This is a genomic window from Streptomyces sp. NBC_01485 (assembly GCF_036227125.1).
In the GTDB taxonomy this organism is placed as follows: domain Bacteria; phylum Actinomycetota; class Actinomycetes; order Streptomycetales; family Streptomycetaceae; genus Streptomyces.
Map to the genome: position 1 here is coordinate 6,973,267 of NZ_CP109435.1, position 16,497 is coordinate 6,989,763.

The following is a 16,497-nucleotide window of genomic DNA, read 5'->3' on the forward strand; positions in this document are numbered from 1 at the left end:
GGACGGGCGGGGGACGGGGGGTGGGTCCGGGCGTCGCGGAGAATGGGGGTATGGCGGGTTCGGGTGAGCTGGCGCGGCACTGGCGGTACGCCGAGCTGCCCGGCGTCGATCTGCTGCGGGCCCGGTATGTCCGCAAGACCTTCGTGCGGCACACCCACGAACACTTCGTGATCGCCGCCATCGCCGAGGGCGTGGAGGTCTTCCACCACCACGGGGCCGATCAGTACGCGGGGGCGGGGGCGCTCGCGCTGGTCAATCCGGACACCCCGCACACGGGGCGGGCCGGGGTGCCGGAGGGGTGGCGGTACGGGGCCGTGTATCCGTCGCCCGAGGTGGTGGCCGGGATCGCGGCCGAGACGACGGCCCTTCGTGGCACCCCCGGGTTCGTCCGTCCCGTCCTCGACGATCCGTACGCCGTCGGGTTGGTGCATCAGGTGCTCCGAGCCGCCGAGGAGGGCAACGCGCTGGCCGCCGACACGCTGCTGCGGGTGGCCGTGACGCGGTTGCTGCGGCTCAGCGGCGGGCCGCTGCCGCAGCGCGAGGTGCGGACGGCCGGGGCGCGGATCGCCGTACGCGCGCGTGCGGTGCTGGAGGAGCGGCTGGCCGATCCGCCGACGCTGGAGCAACTGGCCGGAGATCTGGGCACCGGTTCGTTCGCGCTGCTGCGCGCCTTCCGGGACGTGTACGGGCTGCCGCCCCACGCCTGGCTGACCGATGCCCGTGTGCGGCGGGCACGGCGGCTGCTGGACGCGGGGACGGCGCCCGCCGAGGCGGCCGTCGCGGTGGGCTTCACCGACCAGGGAAGGAGGGCAGACGGCGGACGCGTGCGGCCGGGGCCGCTGTCCGGCCCGGGTCAGCCGATGGTGCGGCCGTAGGCCCTCAGGGTGCGGAGCGCCTCGATCGTCACCATGGGGCGTGCCTCCAGGGCCGTACCGGGTGCCCAGCGGCGCCATCGGATCGGCCAGCCGCCGTCCGTCTGCTGCTCGTCGGCGAGGTGGTCCAGGCAGCGTGCCATCTCGGCGTCGGTGAACCACGCGCGCGCGAGAGAGCCCGGAGTCCGTGCGAAGTCGTACGGGAAGTGGTGCTCGCCGGGCGCGTAGCCGGGTGCGACCGGGTACGCGTCCAGGTGGTCCGGGTCCAGCGCGGCGAGCCGCTGCGTGCGCACCAGGCGGCCCAGACGGTCGGCGGCCGCCTCCGCGCGCGGGCGGTCGGGGGCGGAGTCCAGGAAGGCCACCGCGGCCTCGACCTCGTACGGATGGGACCGCTCCAGGGAGTCCACCGCCTGCCAGCAGAAGTCCGTGGCCCTGAACAGCCAGGCGTGCCACGCATCGTTGCGGTGCAGCAGGCCCACCACCGGCCCGGTGGACAGGAGTTCGCTGGGCGGGTCGTCCACGATCGGGATGAAGGGGGCCGCCGGGTACCCGCGCTGGCTGGGATGGATCGCCGGCAGCGCGCCGTCGGCGGTGGAGACCGAGGTGAGGTAACGGCACACCCGCTCCACGCGCCGGCCGCCGAGGTGCCCGATGGCGTCCAGGACGCGCAGTGCGCGCACGGTGTGCAGGGGCTGGCTGACGGGGCCGCGCAGATCGGGCTCCAGCGCGTGGCCGTAGCCGCCGTCCTCGTTGCGGTAGGCGTCGAGGGCGGTCTCGACGGGATCGGCGGCGCCGTGGAGGAAGTCGTGCGCGAAGAGGCGCTGCTCCAGCACGCGCGCGGTGAGCCAGACGAAGTGCTCGGCGCGCAAGAGCGGGGAGTGCGCCGGGGGCGTCGGGGGGAGTGGGGATGCTCCGGTTTCGGCCATGGTCAGACCGTAGGGCGCAAAGCGGTCCCGGCAGGCGGTCCCGGCGAGGGGCACCCCCGCGCGCGGGATACTGGTGTCATGCGGTTGACGGTCTTCTGGCAGCGGATGGACGAGCAATTCGGCACGGGGTACGCCGACACCTTCGCGCGCGATCACGTGATGACGGAGCTCGGCGGGCGCACGGTGCACGAGGCGCTGGCGCACGGCTGGGAGGCCAAGGAGGTGTGGCGCGTGGTGTGCGTGGCGATGAACGTTCCGCAGGAGATGCGCTGATCCGTCACGAAGATCGTAGGCGGTCCTCCGGTTGTCGGTGGCGTAGGCGAGACTTGCCCCGTGGCACCCACTGACGAGACCGGGCAGGCCGCCCGGCACGCATCCCCGCCCGGCACGCCGCCGCCCGCCGGGCCGCCCCCGGCCGACGGCGGCACCGCGCAGGGTGCCCGCATGCCGCGCTGGCTTCCGCGCGCCATGGTGCTCGCGCTCGCTCTCGTCGGCGCGTTCCAGCTCGGCACCTGGGCCTTCCACCAGGTCATCGGGCTGCTGATCAACATCCTGATCGCGTTCTTCCTGGCCCTCGCCATAGAGCCCGCGGTCAGCCGGATGGCCGCCCGCGGGGTGCGCAGGGGGTTCGCCACCTTCCTGGTCTTCATCGGCCTGGTGATCGTGGTCGCCGGCTTCTTCACGCTGCTCGGCTCGCTGCTCGCGGGACAGATCATCAAGATGATCGAGGGCTTCCCGGAGTATCTCGACTCGGTGATCAACTGGGTCAACGACACGTTCCACACCGACCTCAGGCGCGTGGACGTCCAGGAGGGACTGCTCCACTCCGAGTGGCTGAAGAAGTACGCCCAGAACAGCGCCGCCGGCGTCCTGGACGTCTCCACGCAGGTCCTCGGCGGTCTCTTCCAGCTCCTGACGATCGCCTTGTTCTCGTTCTACTTCGCCGCCGACGGACCCCGCCTGCGGCGTGCGCTGTGCTCCGTGCTGCCGCCCGCCCGACAGGCCGAGGTGCTGCGCGCGTGGGAGATCGCCGTCGACAAGACCGGCGGCTACCTGTACTCGCGCGGGCTGATGGCGTTGATCTCCGGCGTGGCGCACTACGTATTGCTGCAGGCCCTGGGCATCCCGTACGCGCCCGTCCTCGCCGTCTGGGTGGGTGTGGTGTCGCAGTTCATCCCGACCATCGGCACCTATCTCGCTGGCGCCCTGCCCATGCTGATCGCCTTCACGGTCTCGCCCCTGTACGCACTGTGGGTGCTGATCTTCGTCGTGGTCTACCAGCAGTTCGAGAACTACATGCTGCAGCCCAAGCTGACCGCGAAGACCGTCGACATCCACCCCGCCGTCGCCTTCGGCTCCGTCGTCGCCGGCACCGCCCTCCTGGGCGCCGTAGGCGCGCTGATCGCCATTCCGGCGGTCGCCACGCTGCAGGCGTTCCTGGGTGCCTACGTGAAGCGCTACGACGTCACGGACGATCCCCGCGTCCACGGTCACCGGGGCCGGGGCGAGGGGCCGGGACCGCTCACCCGCGCGCGGGGCTTGTGGACGCGCGTGCGGCACCGGGCGGGCGGCGGGTCGCGGGAGGGGTCCGGCTGAGGGCCGGAGCGGGCGTCAGTAGGTGAGGACGGCCCACACCCCCGATCGGGATCGGGTCCGGCTTCGCCGCGGGGCGTCGTGGTCTTCTGCTCGCCCAAGTCATCCATGTCGTGCATGCACCGAGCGTCTCGGCCGCGCCGGACGCCGTCGTCGTCTGGCCGAAGGCACTCGCCGTACGCCCGGGGAAGCAGCCGTGAGCGGGCCGGACGAGGGGCGGTGCAGGGGCCGGATCCGGGGCGTTGTCGGCTTGTGAACGTAGCCTCGGAAGTGCCGCGTGGTGCGCTTGACACGAAAATCGAACATCCATTCTCATGGAGGCTCCGGTGCGGCTCGCGGTGGGAATTTCGTCCAGGTTTGGACGGGTAAGCACCTGAGTTATCCACAGGCCGGACCGGCGTCGGGGCGCATTGTCAGTGGCAGGCGTTAGCGTCTTTGACGTGAAGCGATCGACTCAAGCAAACCGGGTGGAACCCATGGCAGGAACCGACCGCGAGAAGGCACTCGATGCCGCTCTCGCACAGATTGAACGGCAGTTCGGCAAGGGCGCGGTGATGCGCCTCGGCGAGCGGCCGAACGAGCCCATCGAGGTCATCCCCACCGGGTCGACCGCACTCGACGTCGCCCTCGGCGTCGGCGGTCTGCCGCGTGGCCGGGTGGTGGAGGTGTACGGACCGGAGTCCTCCGGTAAGACGACGCTGACGCTGCACGCCGTGGCGAACGCGCAGAAGGCCGGCGGCCAGGTGGCCTTCGTGGACGCGGAGCACGCCCTCGACCCCGAGTACGCGAAGAAGCTCGGCGTCGACATCGACAACCTGATCCTCTCCCAGCCCGACAACGGCGAGCAGGCTCTGGAGATCGTGGACATGCTGGTCCGCTCCGGTGCCCTCGACCTGATCGTCATCGACTCCGTCGCCGCGCTCGTCCCGCGCGCGGAGATCGAGGGCGAGATGGGTGACTCGCACGTGGGTCTGCAGGCCCGTCTGATGAGCCAGGCGCTCCGCAAGATCACCGGTGCGTTGAGCCAGTCCCAGACCACCGCGATCTTCATCAACCAGCTCCGCGAGAAGATCGGCGTGATGTTCGGCTCCCCGGAGACCACGACCGGTGGCCGCGCGCTGAAGTTCTACGCCTCGGTGCGACTCGACATCCGCCGTATCGAGACGCTGAAGGACGGCACCGACGCGGTCGGCAACCGCACCCGCGTCAAGGTCGTCAAGAACAAGGTCGCGCCGCCCTTCAAGCAGGCCGAGTTCGACATCCTCTACGGCCACGGCATCAGCCGCGAGGGCGGCCTGATCGACATGGGCGTGGAGAACGGCTTCGTCCGCAAGGCCGGCGCCTGGTACACGTACGAGGGCGACCAGCTCGGCCAGGGCAAGGAGAACGCCCGTAACTTCCTGAAGGACAATCCCGATCTCGCCAACGAGATCGAGAAGAAGATCCTGGAGAAGCTGGGCGTCGGTGTGAAGCCGGAGAAGCCCGCCGCCGAGCCGGGTGCGGACGCCGCGGTGGCTGCGGGCACGCCCGTGGACGACCCCGCCAAGACGGTTCCGGCTTCCGCCGCCAAGACCGCCAAGACCAAGGCCGCGGCCGTCAAGAGCTGATCCGTGACGCGACGAACGGACTGGGCCGAGTACGTCCACCCCGACACCCCCCGGGAGGCGGGGGGCGGGGGCGGGGCCGACGGCCGCCTTGCGCAAGGCGGCGACGGCTGGTCGGACAGTTGGCCGGACGGCGGCTCGAACCGGCCCGAAGGGGCGGAGAGCGAGGGGGCGGAGGGCGAGGCCCTGCCCCGTGGCGGCCGGGCCGGCCGAGCGCGACGCGGTGGCGAGGGCGGTCCACGGGGTGGGCGTGGGCGCCGTCGGCGCGGCTTCGGAGAACCGTCCACCGAGGACGGAGGCGATTCCTCCTCGTCGAGGGCCGACCAGGGGGAGCCATCGAGGGACCCGGCCGAGCGGGCACGGGCGATCTGTCTGCGCCTGCTCACCGGGACCCCGCGCACCCGCAAGCAACTCGCCGACGCCCTGCACAAGCGTGAGATCCCGGACGACGTGGCGCAGGAGGTGCTCTCGCGGTTCGAGGAGGTCGGGCTGATCAACGACAGTGCCTTCGCGGACGCCTGGGTGGAGTCCCGGCATCACGGCCGGGGACTGGCCCGGCGCGCGCTCGCGCAGGAACTGCGGACCAAGGGGGTCGACTCGGCGCTGATCGACGACGCCGTCGCCCAGCTCGACTCCGAGCAGGAGGAGGCGACGGCGCGCGAACTCGTCGCCCGCAAGCTGCGCTCGACCCGCGGCCTCGACCGCGACAAACGGCTGCGCCGCCTCGCCGGCATGCTCGCCCGCAAGGGCTACTCCGAGGGCATGGCCCTGCGGGTGGTCCGCCAGGCGCTGGAGGAGGAGGGCGAGGACACGGATTTCCTGGAGGAGGGCGGGGGCTGAGCTGCTCGGGGAGCAGGGGGAAGGGGCGGGAGGGAGGGGGGAGGGGGACCCAAGAGGTTGAAGGCGGTGCGAGACACCCGCCCTCACCGTATGACCCGGTTCCGGACACGGTAGACGCGCGGGGGCGCCGATCGCGTCCAGGGCCGGGCTCTTCCCCTCCTCGCTCCCGTATCTCGGTGGCGGTGGCGGTGGCCGACAATCGACCTCCCGTGCGGCTACGACGTCACCGGGAGCCCCGCCGCCCTCCACGCCTGGAAACCGCCGATCAGGTCGGTGGCCCGGTGCAGTCCCAGTTGGTGCAGGGAAGCGGCGGCCAGGCTCGACGCGTAGCCCTCGTTGCAGATCACGACGGCCCGTACCGCATGGCTCGTCGCCTCGGGGAGGCGATGGCTGCCCTGGGGGTCGAGACGCCACTCCAGTTCGTTGCGCTCGACGACCAGGGCGCCCGGGATCAGACCGTCCCGCTCGCGCAGGGCCGCGTACCGGATGTCGACGAGCAGCGCCTCACCCGCGCGGGCGGCCTCGTACGCCTCGCGTGCCTCCACGCGCGCGTACCCCGCACGCACTCGCTCCAGCAACTCGTCGATACCGGGCGGAGGCGCGCCCGCACCGCTCACTGCCAGTCCTCCGGACGCTCGACCTGCTCCAGCCGCAGCACCTGTCCCGTACGGCTGTAGCGGCGGATGCGCGGCAGCGGCGGGTAGTAGGCGTGGACGGAGACGGCGTGTTCCTCGGTGGACTCGTTGAGGACCTCGTGGACGTGGTGGCGTCCGAAGGAGCGGCCCCGGCCGGCCGTCAGCGTGCGCTCCCGGTCCACGCCCTCGGTCAGCTCCAGGGTCTTCCAGCCGTCGGTGGGCAGCCGCGCGGCGAGCGAGTACTCCCTCAGCTCGCCCCGCGCGGTGAGGAAGGCGCCCACCGAGTCGGCGTGGTCGTGCCAGCCGGTGCCCGTGCCGGGCGGCCAGCCGATCAGCCATGCCTCGCTGCCGCCGGGCCCCTCCAGACGCACCCAGGTGCGGCCCTCGGGGTCGAGGGGCAGCGAGGCGATCAGCTCGGTGTCGGCGGCCGTACGCCGGACGAAGTCGAGGAGGTCTGCCTGCGTGGGCGCGGCGGAGACGGCGGAGATGGCGGTGGCGGCGGGGAGGGAGGGAGAGGCAGACACGGACACCGTCCTGAGAATGTTCGCGGGGAGCACATCGGCACGCGCGAGCGCAGATGCGCATCGGCGGCGTACGCCGGTGGAAAAAGGGGGGATGCGAATTCAGCAGGACGGGCGACACACGCAGCCCGCATAGCGGACGAGGTCCATATGGACCCTCCGCCACAGGCGCACATCGGTGTCGGTCACGATCCGGAGTAGACCATGCCGGTGCAACCCGGTCAACCGGCTGCCACCATGTGGACCGCACGGTGACAGCCGGTACGGACGGGTGCGGGCGGGCGGGTGGCTCCCGCGCCGTCAGGTGGCCGCGGAGCCCGCCGTGGCTTCCGCCGCGGACGTCTCCTGCGCCCCCGTCGGCCCGCCCACCGCCGCCTCCGCCGCCGCGTACAGGTCGGCCGCGCGCACGCCGTTGAGCGCGGTGACCAGATGGCCGTCGGGCCGGATCAGCAGGACCGTGTGGGCGGCCGCACCCGGGTAGCTCTCGGCCACCAGCAGCTCGGCCGGGCTCGGCAGGGCCGTCACCGCGGCGGCGAGCCGGGGCATGATCCCGGCGCTCACCCAGTGCCTGCGCTCCCACACGCCCGTGCCCGGCGCGATCAGCAGGACGAGGAGCGCGCCCCGCCCGAGCCGCTCCCGCAGCCGTACGAACGAGCCGTCCTCCGCCGTCACGCGCACGTCCTCGGCCGGCGCGCCGGGCGGCGTGTCCACCGGGACCTCCGCCTCCAGGTGCCGGGGGGCGAGCGGGGAGCCGTCGTACATGCCCGGCGCGCCCAGCGGGCCGCGTCCCAGGTGGCCGTCGGTGAGCAGCACGTCATGGCCGCGGGCCGCGCCGGGGACGTACGCCCTTATGCCGCCGCCACCGCGCAGCAGCGGCAGCGCCTGGTCGGCGGCGCGCAGCCGGCCGGCGACGGCCGCGCGCCGCTCCGCCTGGTAGCTGTCGAGCAGCGCCTCGTGCGACCCGTGGTGCCAGGCCAGGGCCAGCTTCCAGGCGAGGTTGTCGGCGTCCCGCAGACCCTCGTCGAGACCCTGGGTGCCGAGCGCGCCGAGCAGGTGCGCGGCGTCCCCGGCGAGGAAGACGCGCCCCACGCGCCAGCGGCGGGCCAGCCGGTGGTGCACGGTGTGGACGCCGGTGTCGAGCAGTTCGTACGCGGGTGTGGAGCCCTCGTTCCAGCCCGCCAGGGTCTCGCGGACGCGGGCCACGAGCAGTTCGGGCGTGACGAGGTCCTTGCCGGGCAGCAGCAGCCAGTCCAGCCGCCAGACGCCCTCCGGCAGCGGGCGTCCGGTGATCTCCCCGGCGGAGGGACCGGACGTCCGCCACGGCGGCGTCCGATGGAGCAACGCCTCGTCGGCCCACGGAAGTTCCGTGCGCAGCGCGGCGACGGCGTGTCGCTCCACCGCCGTACGGCCGGGGAAGCGGATGTCGAGGAGTTTGCGGACCGTGGAGCGCGGGCCGTCGCAGCCGACCAGGTGGCTGCCGCGCCACCAGGTGCCCTTGGGGCCGCGGGTGTGCGCCGTGACACCGGAAGGTTCCTGCTCGACGGTGTCCAGACGGCTGTCCACGACGATCTTCACCAGCCGCTCGCTCGCGGCGGCGGCGCGCAGGGCACTGGTGAGCACGTGCTGCGCGATGTGCAGGGGGGCGGGGTCGCTCGCGTCGCCGAACGGGATCTCGCGCGTCACCTGCTTGCGCCGCATCGACCGCCATCCGGCCCAGTGGACCCCGGCCGCGCCGAGGGGCGCTCCGGTCAGCCGCGCCAGGAGAGCGGCGGTGTCCTCGCGCAGTACGACGGTGCGCGCGAGCCGCGGTTCGTCCTTGCCGGGGCCCTCGTCGAGGACCACGGACGGCACCTGCTGACGCGCCAGCGCCAGGGCGAGCGTGAGCCCCACCGGCCCCGCTCCGACGATGATCACCGGGTCCACGGCGTGCCGCCCCCTGCCCGCGACGGTGCCCACAGGGACGTAAGTGAACAAGAGGTAGGAGCAGGGTGCACGATCACAGAACGTATGCAACCCATTGCCGCTGCTCGCGTCAAGTGACGGAGGCAGCGGCGCGCACGCCACTGCCTCCGTACAGGTCACGCCACTTGAGTGAGCGTCAGGCGGACGCACCGCTTCCGAAGCCGCCGCCGACCTCGGCCGCGTTGAGGTCGTCCACGTCGTGGACGCCGAGGACCGCGCCCGTGCTGCGCTTGCTGCGCCGCAGGTAGCGCTCCAGCCAGCTCGCGAAGCTGGTGAGGATGAAGTTCAGCAGGATGAACATGGCCGCGACCACGATGAAGCTCGGGATGACGTTGGCGTAGTTGGCCGCGAGGGTGCCGCGCGAGTTGAGCAGCTCGGTGAAGCCGATCATCACACCGCCCAGCGCGGTGTCCTTCACGATGACCACGAGCTGGCTGACGATCGCCGGGAGCATCGCCGTGACCGCCTGCGGAAGCAGGATGCTGCTCATCGTCTGGCTCTTGCGCAGGCCGATCGCGTACGCGGCCTCCGTCTGCCCCCTGGGCAGGGAGAGGATGCCGGCCCGGACGACCTCGGCGAGAACCGAGGCGTTGTACAGCACCAGGCCGGTGACGACCGCGTAGAGCGGCCGGTCCTCGCTGCTGACGCCCGTGGAGTTGGCGTAGAGCTCGTTGGCGAACAGCATCAGCAGCAGCACCGGGATGGACCGGAAGAACTCCACCACCGTGCCGGCCACGCCCCGCACCCACCGGTGGTCGGACAGGCGGGCGATACCGAAGACGGCGCCCAGCGGAAGGGCGATCACCATGGCGAGGGCCGCGGCCTTCAGCGTGTTGGCGAGGCCGGGCAGCAGGTACGTCGTCCAGGCCTCGGCCTCGATGAACGGCTTCCACAGGGCGGAGGTGAGCTGGTCCTTCTCGTCCATCGTCTGCCACACCCACCACGCGAACAGGGCGAGGAGGGCGAAGAAGATCACCGAGAAGATGACGTTGCGCCGCTTGGCGCGGGGGCCGGGCGTGTCGTACAGGACCGAGCTCATCGCTTCACCGCCAGTCGCTTGCTGAGCCAGCCCAGGATGAGGCCGGTCGGCAGGGTCAGTACCACGAAGCCGAACGCGAAGACCGCGCCGATGAGCAGCGTCTGCGCCTCGTTCTCGATCATGGTCTTCATCAGGTAGGCGGCTTCGGCGACGCCGATGGCGGCCGCCACCGTGGTGTTCTTGGTCAGCGCGATCAGGACGTTGGCCAGTGGCCCGATGACCGAGCGGAAGGCCTGCGGCAGCACGATGAGCGTGAGGGTCTGGCTGAAGCTCAGCCCGATGGCCCGGGCCGCCTCCGCCTGCCCCATGGGCACCGTGTTGATGCCGGAGCGGATCGCCTCGCACACGAAGGCCGCGGTGTAGGCGACCAGACCGAGCACGGCGAGCCGGAAACCCTGGACCGCGAAGTCTTCGGCGCCCAGGGTCATGCCGAAGACGTCGGCGAGGCCGAGCGAGCTGAAGAGGATGATCACCGTCAGGGGGATGTTCCGGACGATGTTGACGTAGACGGTGGCGAACCCGCGCATCAGCGGGACCGGGCTGACCCGCATCCCGGCCAGCAGGGTGCCCCAGATCAGGGAACCGACGGCGGAGAGGGCGGTGAGTTTCACCGTCATCCAGAACGCCCCTAGGACGTCGTAGCCTTCAAGAAAGTCGAACACGATCTCCCGCGCTTCCGGGTGGGTGTCGTATGAAGAGGGCGGGGCGCGCCGCCGCCGTGATCGCGACGGACGGCGGCGCACCGCAGGAACCCCGCATGGCTGGGCCGCGGGACCCGGGTTACTTGACGATGACGCCGACCTTCGGGGCCGGCTCGTTCTTGTAGCCGGCCGGGCCGAAGTTGGCCTCGACGGCCTTCTGCCAGGAGCCGTCGCTGACCATCGTCTCCAGCGCCTTGTTGATCTTGTTCACGGTCGCGGTGTCGCCCTTCTTGACGCCGATGCCGTAGTTCTCGTTGCTGAGCTTCAGGCCCGCGAGCTTGAACTTGCCCTTGTACTGCTCCTGCGAGGCGAAGCCTGCGAGGATCGAGTCGTCGGTGGTGACCGCGTCGACGGCGCCGCTCTGCAGGCCGGCGATGCACTCCGAGTAGGAGCTCAGCTCCTTCAGGTTCGCCTTCGGGGCGATCGTGTCGTGGATGTTCTGCGCCGAGGTCGAGCCGGTCACGGAACACAGCTTCTTGCCGTTGAGGTCCTCGGCCTTGCTGATCTTCGAGTCCGACTTGACCAGCAGGTCCTGGTGGGCCAGCAGGTACGGGCCGGCGAAGTCGACCTTCGCCTTGCGCTTGTCGTTGATCGAGTAGGTGGCCGCGATGAACTTCACGTCACCGCGCGCGAGGGCGTTCTCGCGGTCGGCGCTCTTGGTCTCGACGAACTCGATCTGGTTCGGCTCGTAGCCGAGCTGCTTGGCGACGTACGTGGCGACGTCCACGTCGAAGCCGGCGAAGGACCCGTCGGGCTTCTTCAGACCGAGGCCGGGCTGGTCGTACTTGATGCCGACCTTGATCTTTCCGCCGCTGCCGCTGCTGGCGCTGCTGCCGGCGGTGTCGTCCTTCTTGTCGCTGCCGCACGCGGTGGCGGTCAGGGCGAGGACGAGGGCTGCGGCCGAGACGGCGGTGACCTTGCGAAGCTTCATGAGGAACTTCCTTAGAAGAGTGGTGACGTACTGCGGGCGGTGCGGATTCCGTCAGTGATGCCGGTCAGTGGTGCCGGTCAGTGGTGCAGGATCTTCGACAGGAAGTCCTTGGCACGGTCGCTGCGCGGATTGCTGAAGAACTGGTCGGGCGCAGCCTCTTCGACGATCCGCCCGTCCGCCATGAACACCACGCGGTTTGCAGCCGATCGTGCGAAACCCATCTCGTGGGTGACGACGATCATGGTCATGCCGTCCCGGGCCAGCTGCTGCATGACTTCGAGGACCTCGTTGATCATCTCGGGGTCCAGGGCCGACGTCGGCTCGTCGAAGAGCATGACCTTCGGGTCCATCGCCAGCGCCCGCGCGATGGCGACGCGCTGCTGCTGGCCGCCCGACAGCTGCGCCGGGTACTTGTCGGCCTGCGTGCCCACACCGACCCGGTCCAGGAGGGCGCGTGCCTTCTCCTCGGCCTGCTTCTTGTCGGCCTTGCGGACCTTGATCTGGCCGAGCATCACGTTCTCGAGCACGGTCTTGTGCGCGAACAGGTTGAACGACTGGAAGACCATGCCGACGTCGGCGCGCAGCCGGGCCAGCGCCTTGCCCTCCTGGGGCAGCGGCTTGCCGTCGATCGCGATCGTGCCCTCGTCGATCGTCTCCAGGCGGTTGATGGTGCGGCACAGGGTCGACTTCCCGGACCCGGAGGGTCCGATGACCACGACGACCTCGCCGCGGTCGATCGTGAGATCGATGTCCTGGAGAACGTGCAACGCGCCGAAGTGCTTGTTGACGCTCTTCAGGACGACCAGTTCACCGCTCGCGACCACGTCTTCCTTGGCCACCGATACTTCGGTCATCGCTCTGGGGCTCCGTCCTCCTCGGTTTCGGAGGACAGTAGTGACCACGTGCGACCAGCGTCATTACATCTGAGGGGAATCTGAGCATCACGATCCGATAGCAATCGGACACGTGTCGTAGCACTTGTGGTCTGCGGCCCGTATCGGCCGGGTAACGGAAGCCGCGTGCAACCGGAACTCTCTTGACTGCGTCCTCGTCCATCAGCGTGACTGCCATGATGCACACACGCGTGTGCACGCGTTTTTTCGCACCCGAGAACCGAACACCCGTTGTGGTGAGTCAGACCGTATGCCCGATGAACCGGAGGAGGACGGGATGAGACTGCTGCTCGTCGAGGACGACAACCACGTCGCCGCCGCCCTGTCCGCGGTCCTGAAGCGGCACGGCTTCGACGTCACCCACGCGCGGAGCGGCGAGGAAGCGCTGCAGGCGCTCGTGCCGGAGGGCGCCGGCTTCGGCGTCGTGCTGCTCGACCTGGGGCTGCCCGACCAGGACGGGTACGAGGTCTGCGGCAAGATCCGCAAGCGCACCACCACCCCGGTGATCATGGTCACCGCCCGTTCCGACGTGCGCTCCCGCATCCACGGCCTCAACATGGGCGCCGACGACTACGTGGTGAAGCCGTACGACACCGGGGAACTGCTCGCCCGCATCCACGCCGTCAGCCGCCGCACCGTCCACGAGGACCCGGCAGCGGCCGGCGAGGACGCGCTGAGCCTGGGCCCCGTGCGGATCGAACTGCCCACGCGACGCGTCACGGTGGACGGTTCGGTCGTCCAACTGACCCGCAAGGAGTTCGACCTCCTCGCGCTGCTCGCCCAGCGCCCCGGTGTGGTCTTCCGCCGGGAGCAGATCATCAGCGAGGTCTGGCGCACGAGTTGGGAGGGGACCGGACGCACCCTGGAGGTGCATGTGGCGTCCCTGCGCGCCAAGTTGCGCATGCCCGCGCTGATCGAGACCGTACGGGGCGTCGGTTACCGGCTCGTCGCCCCGGCCGCGTAGCGGGGACCGCGGTTGCGTACACGTCTCCTGCCGCTGCTCATCGTCCTGATGGCGGCCGTGCTACTGGCTCTTGGGGTGCCGCTGGCCGTCAGCGTGGCGGGCGCCCAGCAGCAGACGGTGGTCGTCGACCGCATCGACGACACCGCGCGCTTCGCGGCGCTCGCGCAGTTCGTCACCGCCTCGTCGGACACGAACGCCTCCGCGTCGGCGTCCACGAACGAGCGGCGCGAGACGCTCGGGCGGGAACTCGCCAGCTACTACGACGTCTACGGCATTCGTGCCGGTGTCTTCTACGGCACCGACACCCCCATGGCTCATGCTCCGAAGGACTGGTTCCTCCCCGAAACGGGGGAGGTGCGGGACGCGTTCGACGAGGCGCTGCTCAGCCGTCGCAGCCACGACCCGCAGCAGGTGTGGCCGTGGCAGCGCAGTCGGCTCGTCGTGGCGTCGCCGGTGATCCGGGACGGCGACGTCGTCGCGGTCGTCGTCACCGACTCGCCCACCGGGGCCATGCGGTCGCGGATCCTGCACGGCTGGCTGGTCATCGCCGCGGGCGAGGCCGCCGCGATGCTGCTGGCCATCGGCGCCGCCCTGCGCCTGACCGGCTGGGTGCTCAAACCCGTGCGCGTACTGGACGTCACCACCCACGCGATCGCGAGCGGCCGCCTGAAGTCCCGGGTCGCGGTGGCCGGCGGGCCGCCGGAACTCCGGCGGCTGGCCCGATCGTTCAACGAGATGGCGGACAACGTCGAGGACGTGCTGGAGCAACAGCGCGCCTTCGTCGCCGACGCCTCGCACCAACTGCGCAACCCGCTCGCCGCCCTGCTGCTGCGCATCGAGCTGCTGGGCTACGAACTCCCGGAGGGCAACGAGGAGATCGCCTCCGTCCAGGGCGAGGGAAAGCGCCTTGCCCAGGTCCTGGACGACCTGCTCGACCTGGCGCTGGCCGAGCACGCCGAGGCCGACCTGCGGGTCACCGACATCGGCGCGCTGACCGCCGAGCGCGTCGCCGCCTGGGCGCCCACCGCCGAGCGCAAGGGCGTCCGGCTGGTCGGCGACTGCCCGCCCACCACCGCGTGGGCCGACCCCGTGACGCTCTCCAGCGCGCTGGACGCCGTCATCGACAACGCGGTGAAGTTCACCCCCGAGGGCAAGAGCGTCGAGGTCACGGTCGCGGCCGACGGCGAGATCTCGACCGTCGTCGTCACCGACAACGGGCCCGGGCTGACCGACGAGGAGCTCACGCGCGTGGGCGACCGGTTCTGGCGCAGCGGCCGCCACCAGAACATCAAGGGCTCGGGCCTGGGCCTGTCCATCTCCAAGGCCCTGCTCGCGGCGGGCGGCGGCGCCCTCACCTACGAGCGCCACGAGCCCAGCGGGCTGACGGCGACGGTGTCCGTGCCGAGGTCGCCGGCGTCGTAGCGAGGGACCCTGAGGGCTTGGCGGGGTCCTACGGCTTGACCGAGCGGTAGTAGCGGCGGGCGCCCTGGTGCAGCTTGAGCGGGTCGGTGTAGATGGCCGTGCGCAGGTCCACCAACTGGGCGGAGTGCACGTGTGCGCCGATGCCGTCCCGGCTCTTGATCACGGTCCGTGTCAGCCACTCGGTGAGCCGGGGGGCCATGTCCGTACGGGTCATCAGCAGGTTGGACACCGCGATCGTCGCCACGGTGGAGCCGTTCTGGATGGTCGGGTAGGCCGACTCGGGCATGTTCGTGGCCCGGTAGTAGCTGGTGGAGTCGTCCAGGTCGTGCATCTTGGCGACGAGCTCGGGGCTGATCGGAACGAACCGGAAGGTGAAGCTGTCGGCCAGTTTCTCCAGCCCGGCCGTCGGGACCCCGCCGGACCAGAAGAACGCGTCGATCGTGCCCCGCTTCAACTTTTCGGGGCCGGTGTCGATGCCCTCCGACACGGCCTTGATGTCCTTCGACGGGTCCAGGCCCGCCGCCTTGAGCACCCGTTGGGCGATCAGTCGCACACCCGAGCGGGGCAGCCCCGTCGCCACCGTTCTGCCGCGCAGATCCGCGACGGACCTGATCTTCGAGTCGCGCGGCACCACGAGCTGGACGTAGTCGTCGTACAGGCGGGCCACGCCGCGCAGCCGGGCGGCCGAGCCGGGGTGCTGCTGCTCGTAGGTCTCGACGGCGTCGGCCGCGGCGATGGTGAAGTCGGCCTCGCCGGTCGCCACGCGCGCGACGTTCTCCTGCGATCCGTTGCTGGTCGACAGCTTGACGTCCAGGTCGGGCATGTCCTTGGCGAGTTCGGCGCGCAGCCGGGTGCCGTACTCGTAGTAGACGCCGCTCGTCGTGCCCGTGCTGAAGGTGATCGAGCCGCGCGGCGGCGCCTCGCCCAGCGGCTGCAGCCACCACAGCAGCAGCCCGAGGACGACGGCACCGACGGCCGCACCTTGCAGGGCGCGGCGCCTGCCGACACGGGAGAACACCTTGGACATGGGCGCGATCCTGCCAGCCGGTACGCGGTGCTGACCAGGGCGCGGCTCCCCGGGCCGGCCGGGCGGGGCTCCCCGGGTCGGCTGTGGACCGGCCGGACGGGAGTGTCAGTAATGGTCGTTACAGTCGGTGCATGCGTTCTTCCTCGCCCGCCGACCTGGTCCGTGAGTTCCACCGCGCGTTCGGGCTCGACGCCCGCAGTACGCCGACGGAGGTGCCGCCGAGCCTCGCCGCCCACCGCGGGGAGCTGCTCGCGGAGGAGGCCGCGGAGGTCGCCGAGGTGTCGGTGAGCGGCCCGCTGGACCGGCTCGCGCACGAACTGGCCGACGTCGTCTACGTCGCGTACGGCACGGCTCTGGTGCACGGGATCGACCTCGACGCGGTGCTCGCCGAGATCCACCGGTCCAACATGACCAAGCTGGGCCCCGACGGCCAGGTCGCCCGCCGTGCCGACGGCAAGGTGCTCAAGGGCGAGCACTACGAGACGCCGGACGTGTCCGCGGAGCTGCGCCGCCAGGGCTGGATACCTGGCGGCGCGGCCTGAAGCAGGGGCGGCGGGTCACGCCTTC

General features: G+C 71.0%; 18 protein-coding genes. 8 read left to right on the plus strand and 10 right to left on the minus strand.

The annotated features are described in order from the left end of the window. Nucleotides 1-50 precede the first annotated feature (50 nt). Nucleotides 51-875 (plus strand): AraC family transcriptional regulator, encoded by an 825-nt coding sequence (locus tag OG352_RS31625; RefSeq protein ID WP_329221622.1) that lies wholly within the window; start codon nucleotides 51-53, stop codon nucleotides 873-875. Here the strand turns inward: OG352_RS31625 and OG352_RS31630 are convergent. After that, nucleotides 854-1,798 (minus strand): hypothetical protein, encoded by a 945-nt coding sequence (locus OG352_RS31630; protein WP_329221623.1) that lies wholly within the window; start codon nucleotides 1,796-1,798, stop codon nucleotides 854-856. The genes OG352_RS31625 and OG352_RS31630 overlap by 22 nt on opposite strands. Before the next feature lie 78 nt (nucleotides 1,799-1,876). Here OG352_RS31630 and OG352_RS31635 point away from each other — a divergent pair, with 78 nt between their 5' ends. The 4 genes from OG352_RS31635 to recX all read left to right on the plus strand — a co-directional run bounded on the left by OG352_RS31635 (nucleotide 1,877) and on the right by recX (nucleotide 5,835). Beyond that, nucleotides 1,877-2,071 carry a DUF3046 domain-containing protein gene (locus OG352_RS31635; RefSeq protein WP_329221624.1) on the plus strand — a complete coding sequence of 65 codons (195 nt, stop codon included), beginning with the start codon at nucleotides 1,877-1,879 and terminating at the stop codon, nucleotides 2,069-2,071. 60 nt (nucleotides 2,072-2,131) lie between these two features. Continuing rightward, on the plus strand, nucleotides 2,132-3,394 hold the full coding sequence (locus OG352_RS31640) for an AI-2E family transporter (protein ID WP_329221625.1): 1,263 nt from the start codon (nucleotides 2,132-2,134) through the stop codon (nucleotides 3,392-3,394). 473 nt (nucleotides 3,395-3,867) lie between these two features. Further along, a complete protein-coding gene (gene recA, locus OG352_RS31645; protein ID WP_329221626.1) occupies nucleotides 3,868-4,998 on the plus strand; it encodes a recombinase RecA in 1,131 nt (376 codons plus the stop codon). Nucleotides 4,999-5,001: 3 nt separating this feature from the next. Beyond that, complete coding sequence (gene recX / locus OG352_RS31650) at nucleotides 5,002-5,835, plus strand: recombination regulator RecX (protein ID WP_329221627.1); 834 nt, start codon at nucleotides 5,002-5,004, stop codon at nucleotides 5,833-5,835. Between the two features lie 215 nt (nucleotides 5,836-6,050). Here the strand turns inward: recX and OG352_RS31655 are convergent, their stop codons facing one another. The 8 genes from OG352_RS31655 to OG352_RS31685 form a co-directional block, all read right to left on the minus strand. After that, nucleotides 6,051-6,452 carry a rhodanese-like domain-containing protein gene (locus OG352_RS31655; RefSeq protein WP_329221628.1) on the minus strand — a complete coding sequence of 134 codons (402 nt, stop codon included), beginning with the start codon at nucleotides 6,450-6,452 and terminating at the stop codon, nucleotides 6,051-6,053. Beyond that, nucleotides 6,449-6,994: a cysteine dioxygenase gene (locus tag OG352_RS31660; RefSeq protein ID WP_329221630.1), complete on the minus strand. Its 546-nt coding sequence runs from the start codon at nucleotides 6,992-6,994 to the stop codon at nucleotides 6,449-6,451. Before OG352_RS31660 ends, OG352_RS31655 begins: the two co-directional genes overlap by 4 nt. A 99-nt stretch (nucleotides 6,995-7,093) precedes the next feature. Continuing rightward, nucleotides 7,094-7,180, minus strand: a complete 87-nt coding sequence (locus OG352_RS40085; protein WP_311605579.1) for a putative leader peptide — start codon at nucleotides 7,178-7,180, stop codon at nucleotides 7,094-7,096. A 111-nt stretch (nucleotides 7,181-7,291) separates the two neighbouring features. Beyond that, nucleotides 7,292-8,914, minus strand: coding sequence for an FAD-dependent monooxygenase (locus OG352_RS31665; RefSeq protein WP_329224035.1), 1,623 nt, complete (start codon nucleotides 8,912-8,914; stop codon nucleotides 7,292-7,294). Nucleotides 8,915-9,089: 175 nt separating this feature from the next. Next, nucleotides 9,090-9,992, minus strand: coding sequence for an amino acid ABC transporter permease (locus tag OG352_RS31670; protein ID WP_329221631.1), 903 nt, complete (start codon nucleotides 9,990-9,992; stop codon nucleotides 9,090-9,092). Beyond that, entirely contained in the window at nucleotides 9,989-10,654 is a 666-nt protein-coding gene (locus OG352_RS31675; protein WP_329221633.1) for an amino acid ABC transporter permease, read from the minus strand. The genes OG352_RS31670 and OG352_RS31675 overlap by 4 nt, the downstream gene beginning before the upstream one ends. Before the next feature lie 118 nt (nucleotides 10,655-10,772). Continuing rightward, nucleotides 10,773-11,624 carry a glutamate ABC transporter substrate-binding protein gene (locus OG352_RS31680; RefSeq protein ID WP_329221634.1) on the minus strand — a complete coding sequence of 284 codons (852 nt, stop codon included), beginning with the start codon at nucleotides 11,622-11,624 and terminating at the stop codon, nucleotides 10,773-10,775. 77 nt (nucleotides 11,625-11,701) lie between these two features. Continuing rightward, nucleotides 11,702-12,478: an amino acid ABC transporter ATP-binding protein gene (locus OG352_RS31685; RefSeq protein ID WP_329221635.1), complete on the minus strand. Its 777-nt coding sequence runs from the start codon at nucleotides 12,476-12,478 to the stop codon at nucleotides 11,702-11,704. Between the two features lie 316 nt (nucleotides 12,479-12,794). Here OG352_RS31685 and OG352_RS31690 point away from each other — a divergent pair, with 316 nt between their 5' ends. Continuing rightward, nucleotides 12,795-13,481: a response regulator transcription factor gene (locus OG352_RS31690; protein ID WP_093779208.1), complete on the plus strand. Its 687-nt coding sequence runs from the start codon at nucleotides 12,795-12,797 to the stop codon at nucleotides 13,479-13,481. Nucleotides 13,482-13,493: 12 nt separating this feature from the next. Further along, entirely contained in the window at nucleotides 13,494-14,903 is a 1,410-nt protein-coding gene (locus OG352_RS31695; protein WP_329221637.1) for a sensor histidine kinase, read from the plus strand. 28 nt (nucleotides 14,904-14,931) lie between these two features. Here the strand turns inward: OG352_RS31695 and OG352_RS31700 are convergent, their stop codons facing one another. Next, complete coding sequence (locus OG352_RS31700; protein WP_329221638.1) at nucleotides 14,932-15,930, minus strand: TAXI family TRAP transporter solute-binding subunit; 999 nt, start codon at nucleotides 15,928-15,930, stop codon at nucleotides 14,932-14,934. A 131-nt stretch (nucleotides 15,931-16,061) separates the two neighbouring features. Here OG352_RS31700 and OG352_RS31705 point away from each other — a divergent pair, with 131 nt between their 5' ends. Beyond that, complete coding sequence (locus tag OG352_RS31705) at nucleotides 16,062-16,472, plus strand: MazG nucleotide pyrophosphohydrolase domain-containing protein (RefSeq protein ID WP_329221639.1); 411 nt, start codon at nucleotides 16,062-16,064, stop codon at nucleotides 16,470-16,472. Nucleotides 16,473-16,497 lie beyond the last annotated feature (25 nt).

Coding starts and splice junctions, on each gene's coding strand:
- recA (WP_329221626.1), top strand. CDS start 3,868: ATGGCAGGAACCGACCGCGAGAAGGCACTCGATGCCGCTCTCGCACAG.
- OG352_RS31630 (WP_329221623.1), bottom strand. CDS start 1,798: ATGGCCGAAACCGGAGCATCCCCACTCCCCCCGACGCCCCCGGCGCAC.
- OG352_RS31670 (WP_329221631.1), bottom strand. CDS start 9,992: ATGAGCTCGGTCCTGTACGACACGCCCGGCCCCCGCGCCAAGCGGCGC.
- OG352_RS31690 (WP_093779208.1), top strand. CDS start 12,795: ATGAGACTGCTGCTCGTCGAGGACGACAACCACGTCGCCGCCGCCCTG.
- OG352_RS31625 (WP_329221622.1), top strand. CDS start 51: ATGGCGGGTTCGGGTGAGCTGGCGCGGCACTGGCGGTACGCCGAGCTG.
- OG352_RS31700 (WP_329221638.1), bottom strand. CDS start 15,930: ATGTCCAAGGTGTTCTCCCGTGTCGGCAGGCGCCGCGCCCTGCAAGGT.
- OG352_RS31705 (WP_329221639.1), top strand. CDS start 16,062: ATGCGTTCTTCCTCGCCCGCCGACCTGGTCCGTGAGTTCCACCGCGCG.
- OG352_RS31680 (WP_329221634.1), bottom strand. CDS start 11,624: ATGAAGCTTCGCAAGGTCACCGCCGTCTCGGCCGCAGCCCTCGTCCTC.
- OG352_RS31635 (WP_329221624.1), top strand. CDS start 1,877: ATGCGGTTGACGGTCTTCTGGCAGCGGATGGACGAGCAATTCGGCACG.
- OG352_RS31685 (WP_329221635.1), bottom strand. CDS start 12,478: ATGACCGAAGTATCGGTGGCCAAGGAAGACGTGGTCGCGAGCGGTGAA.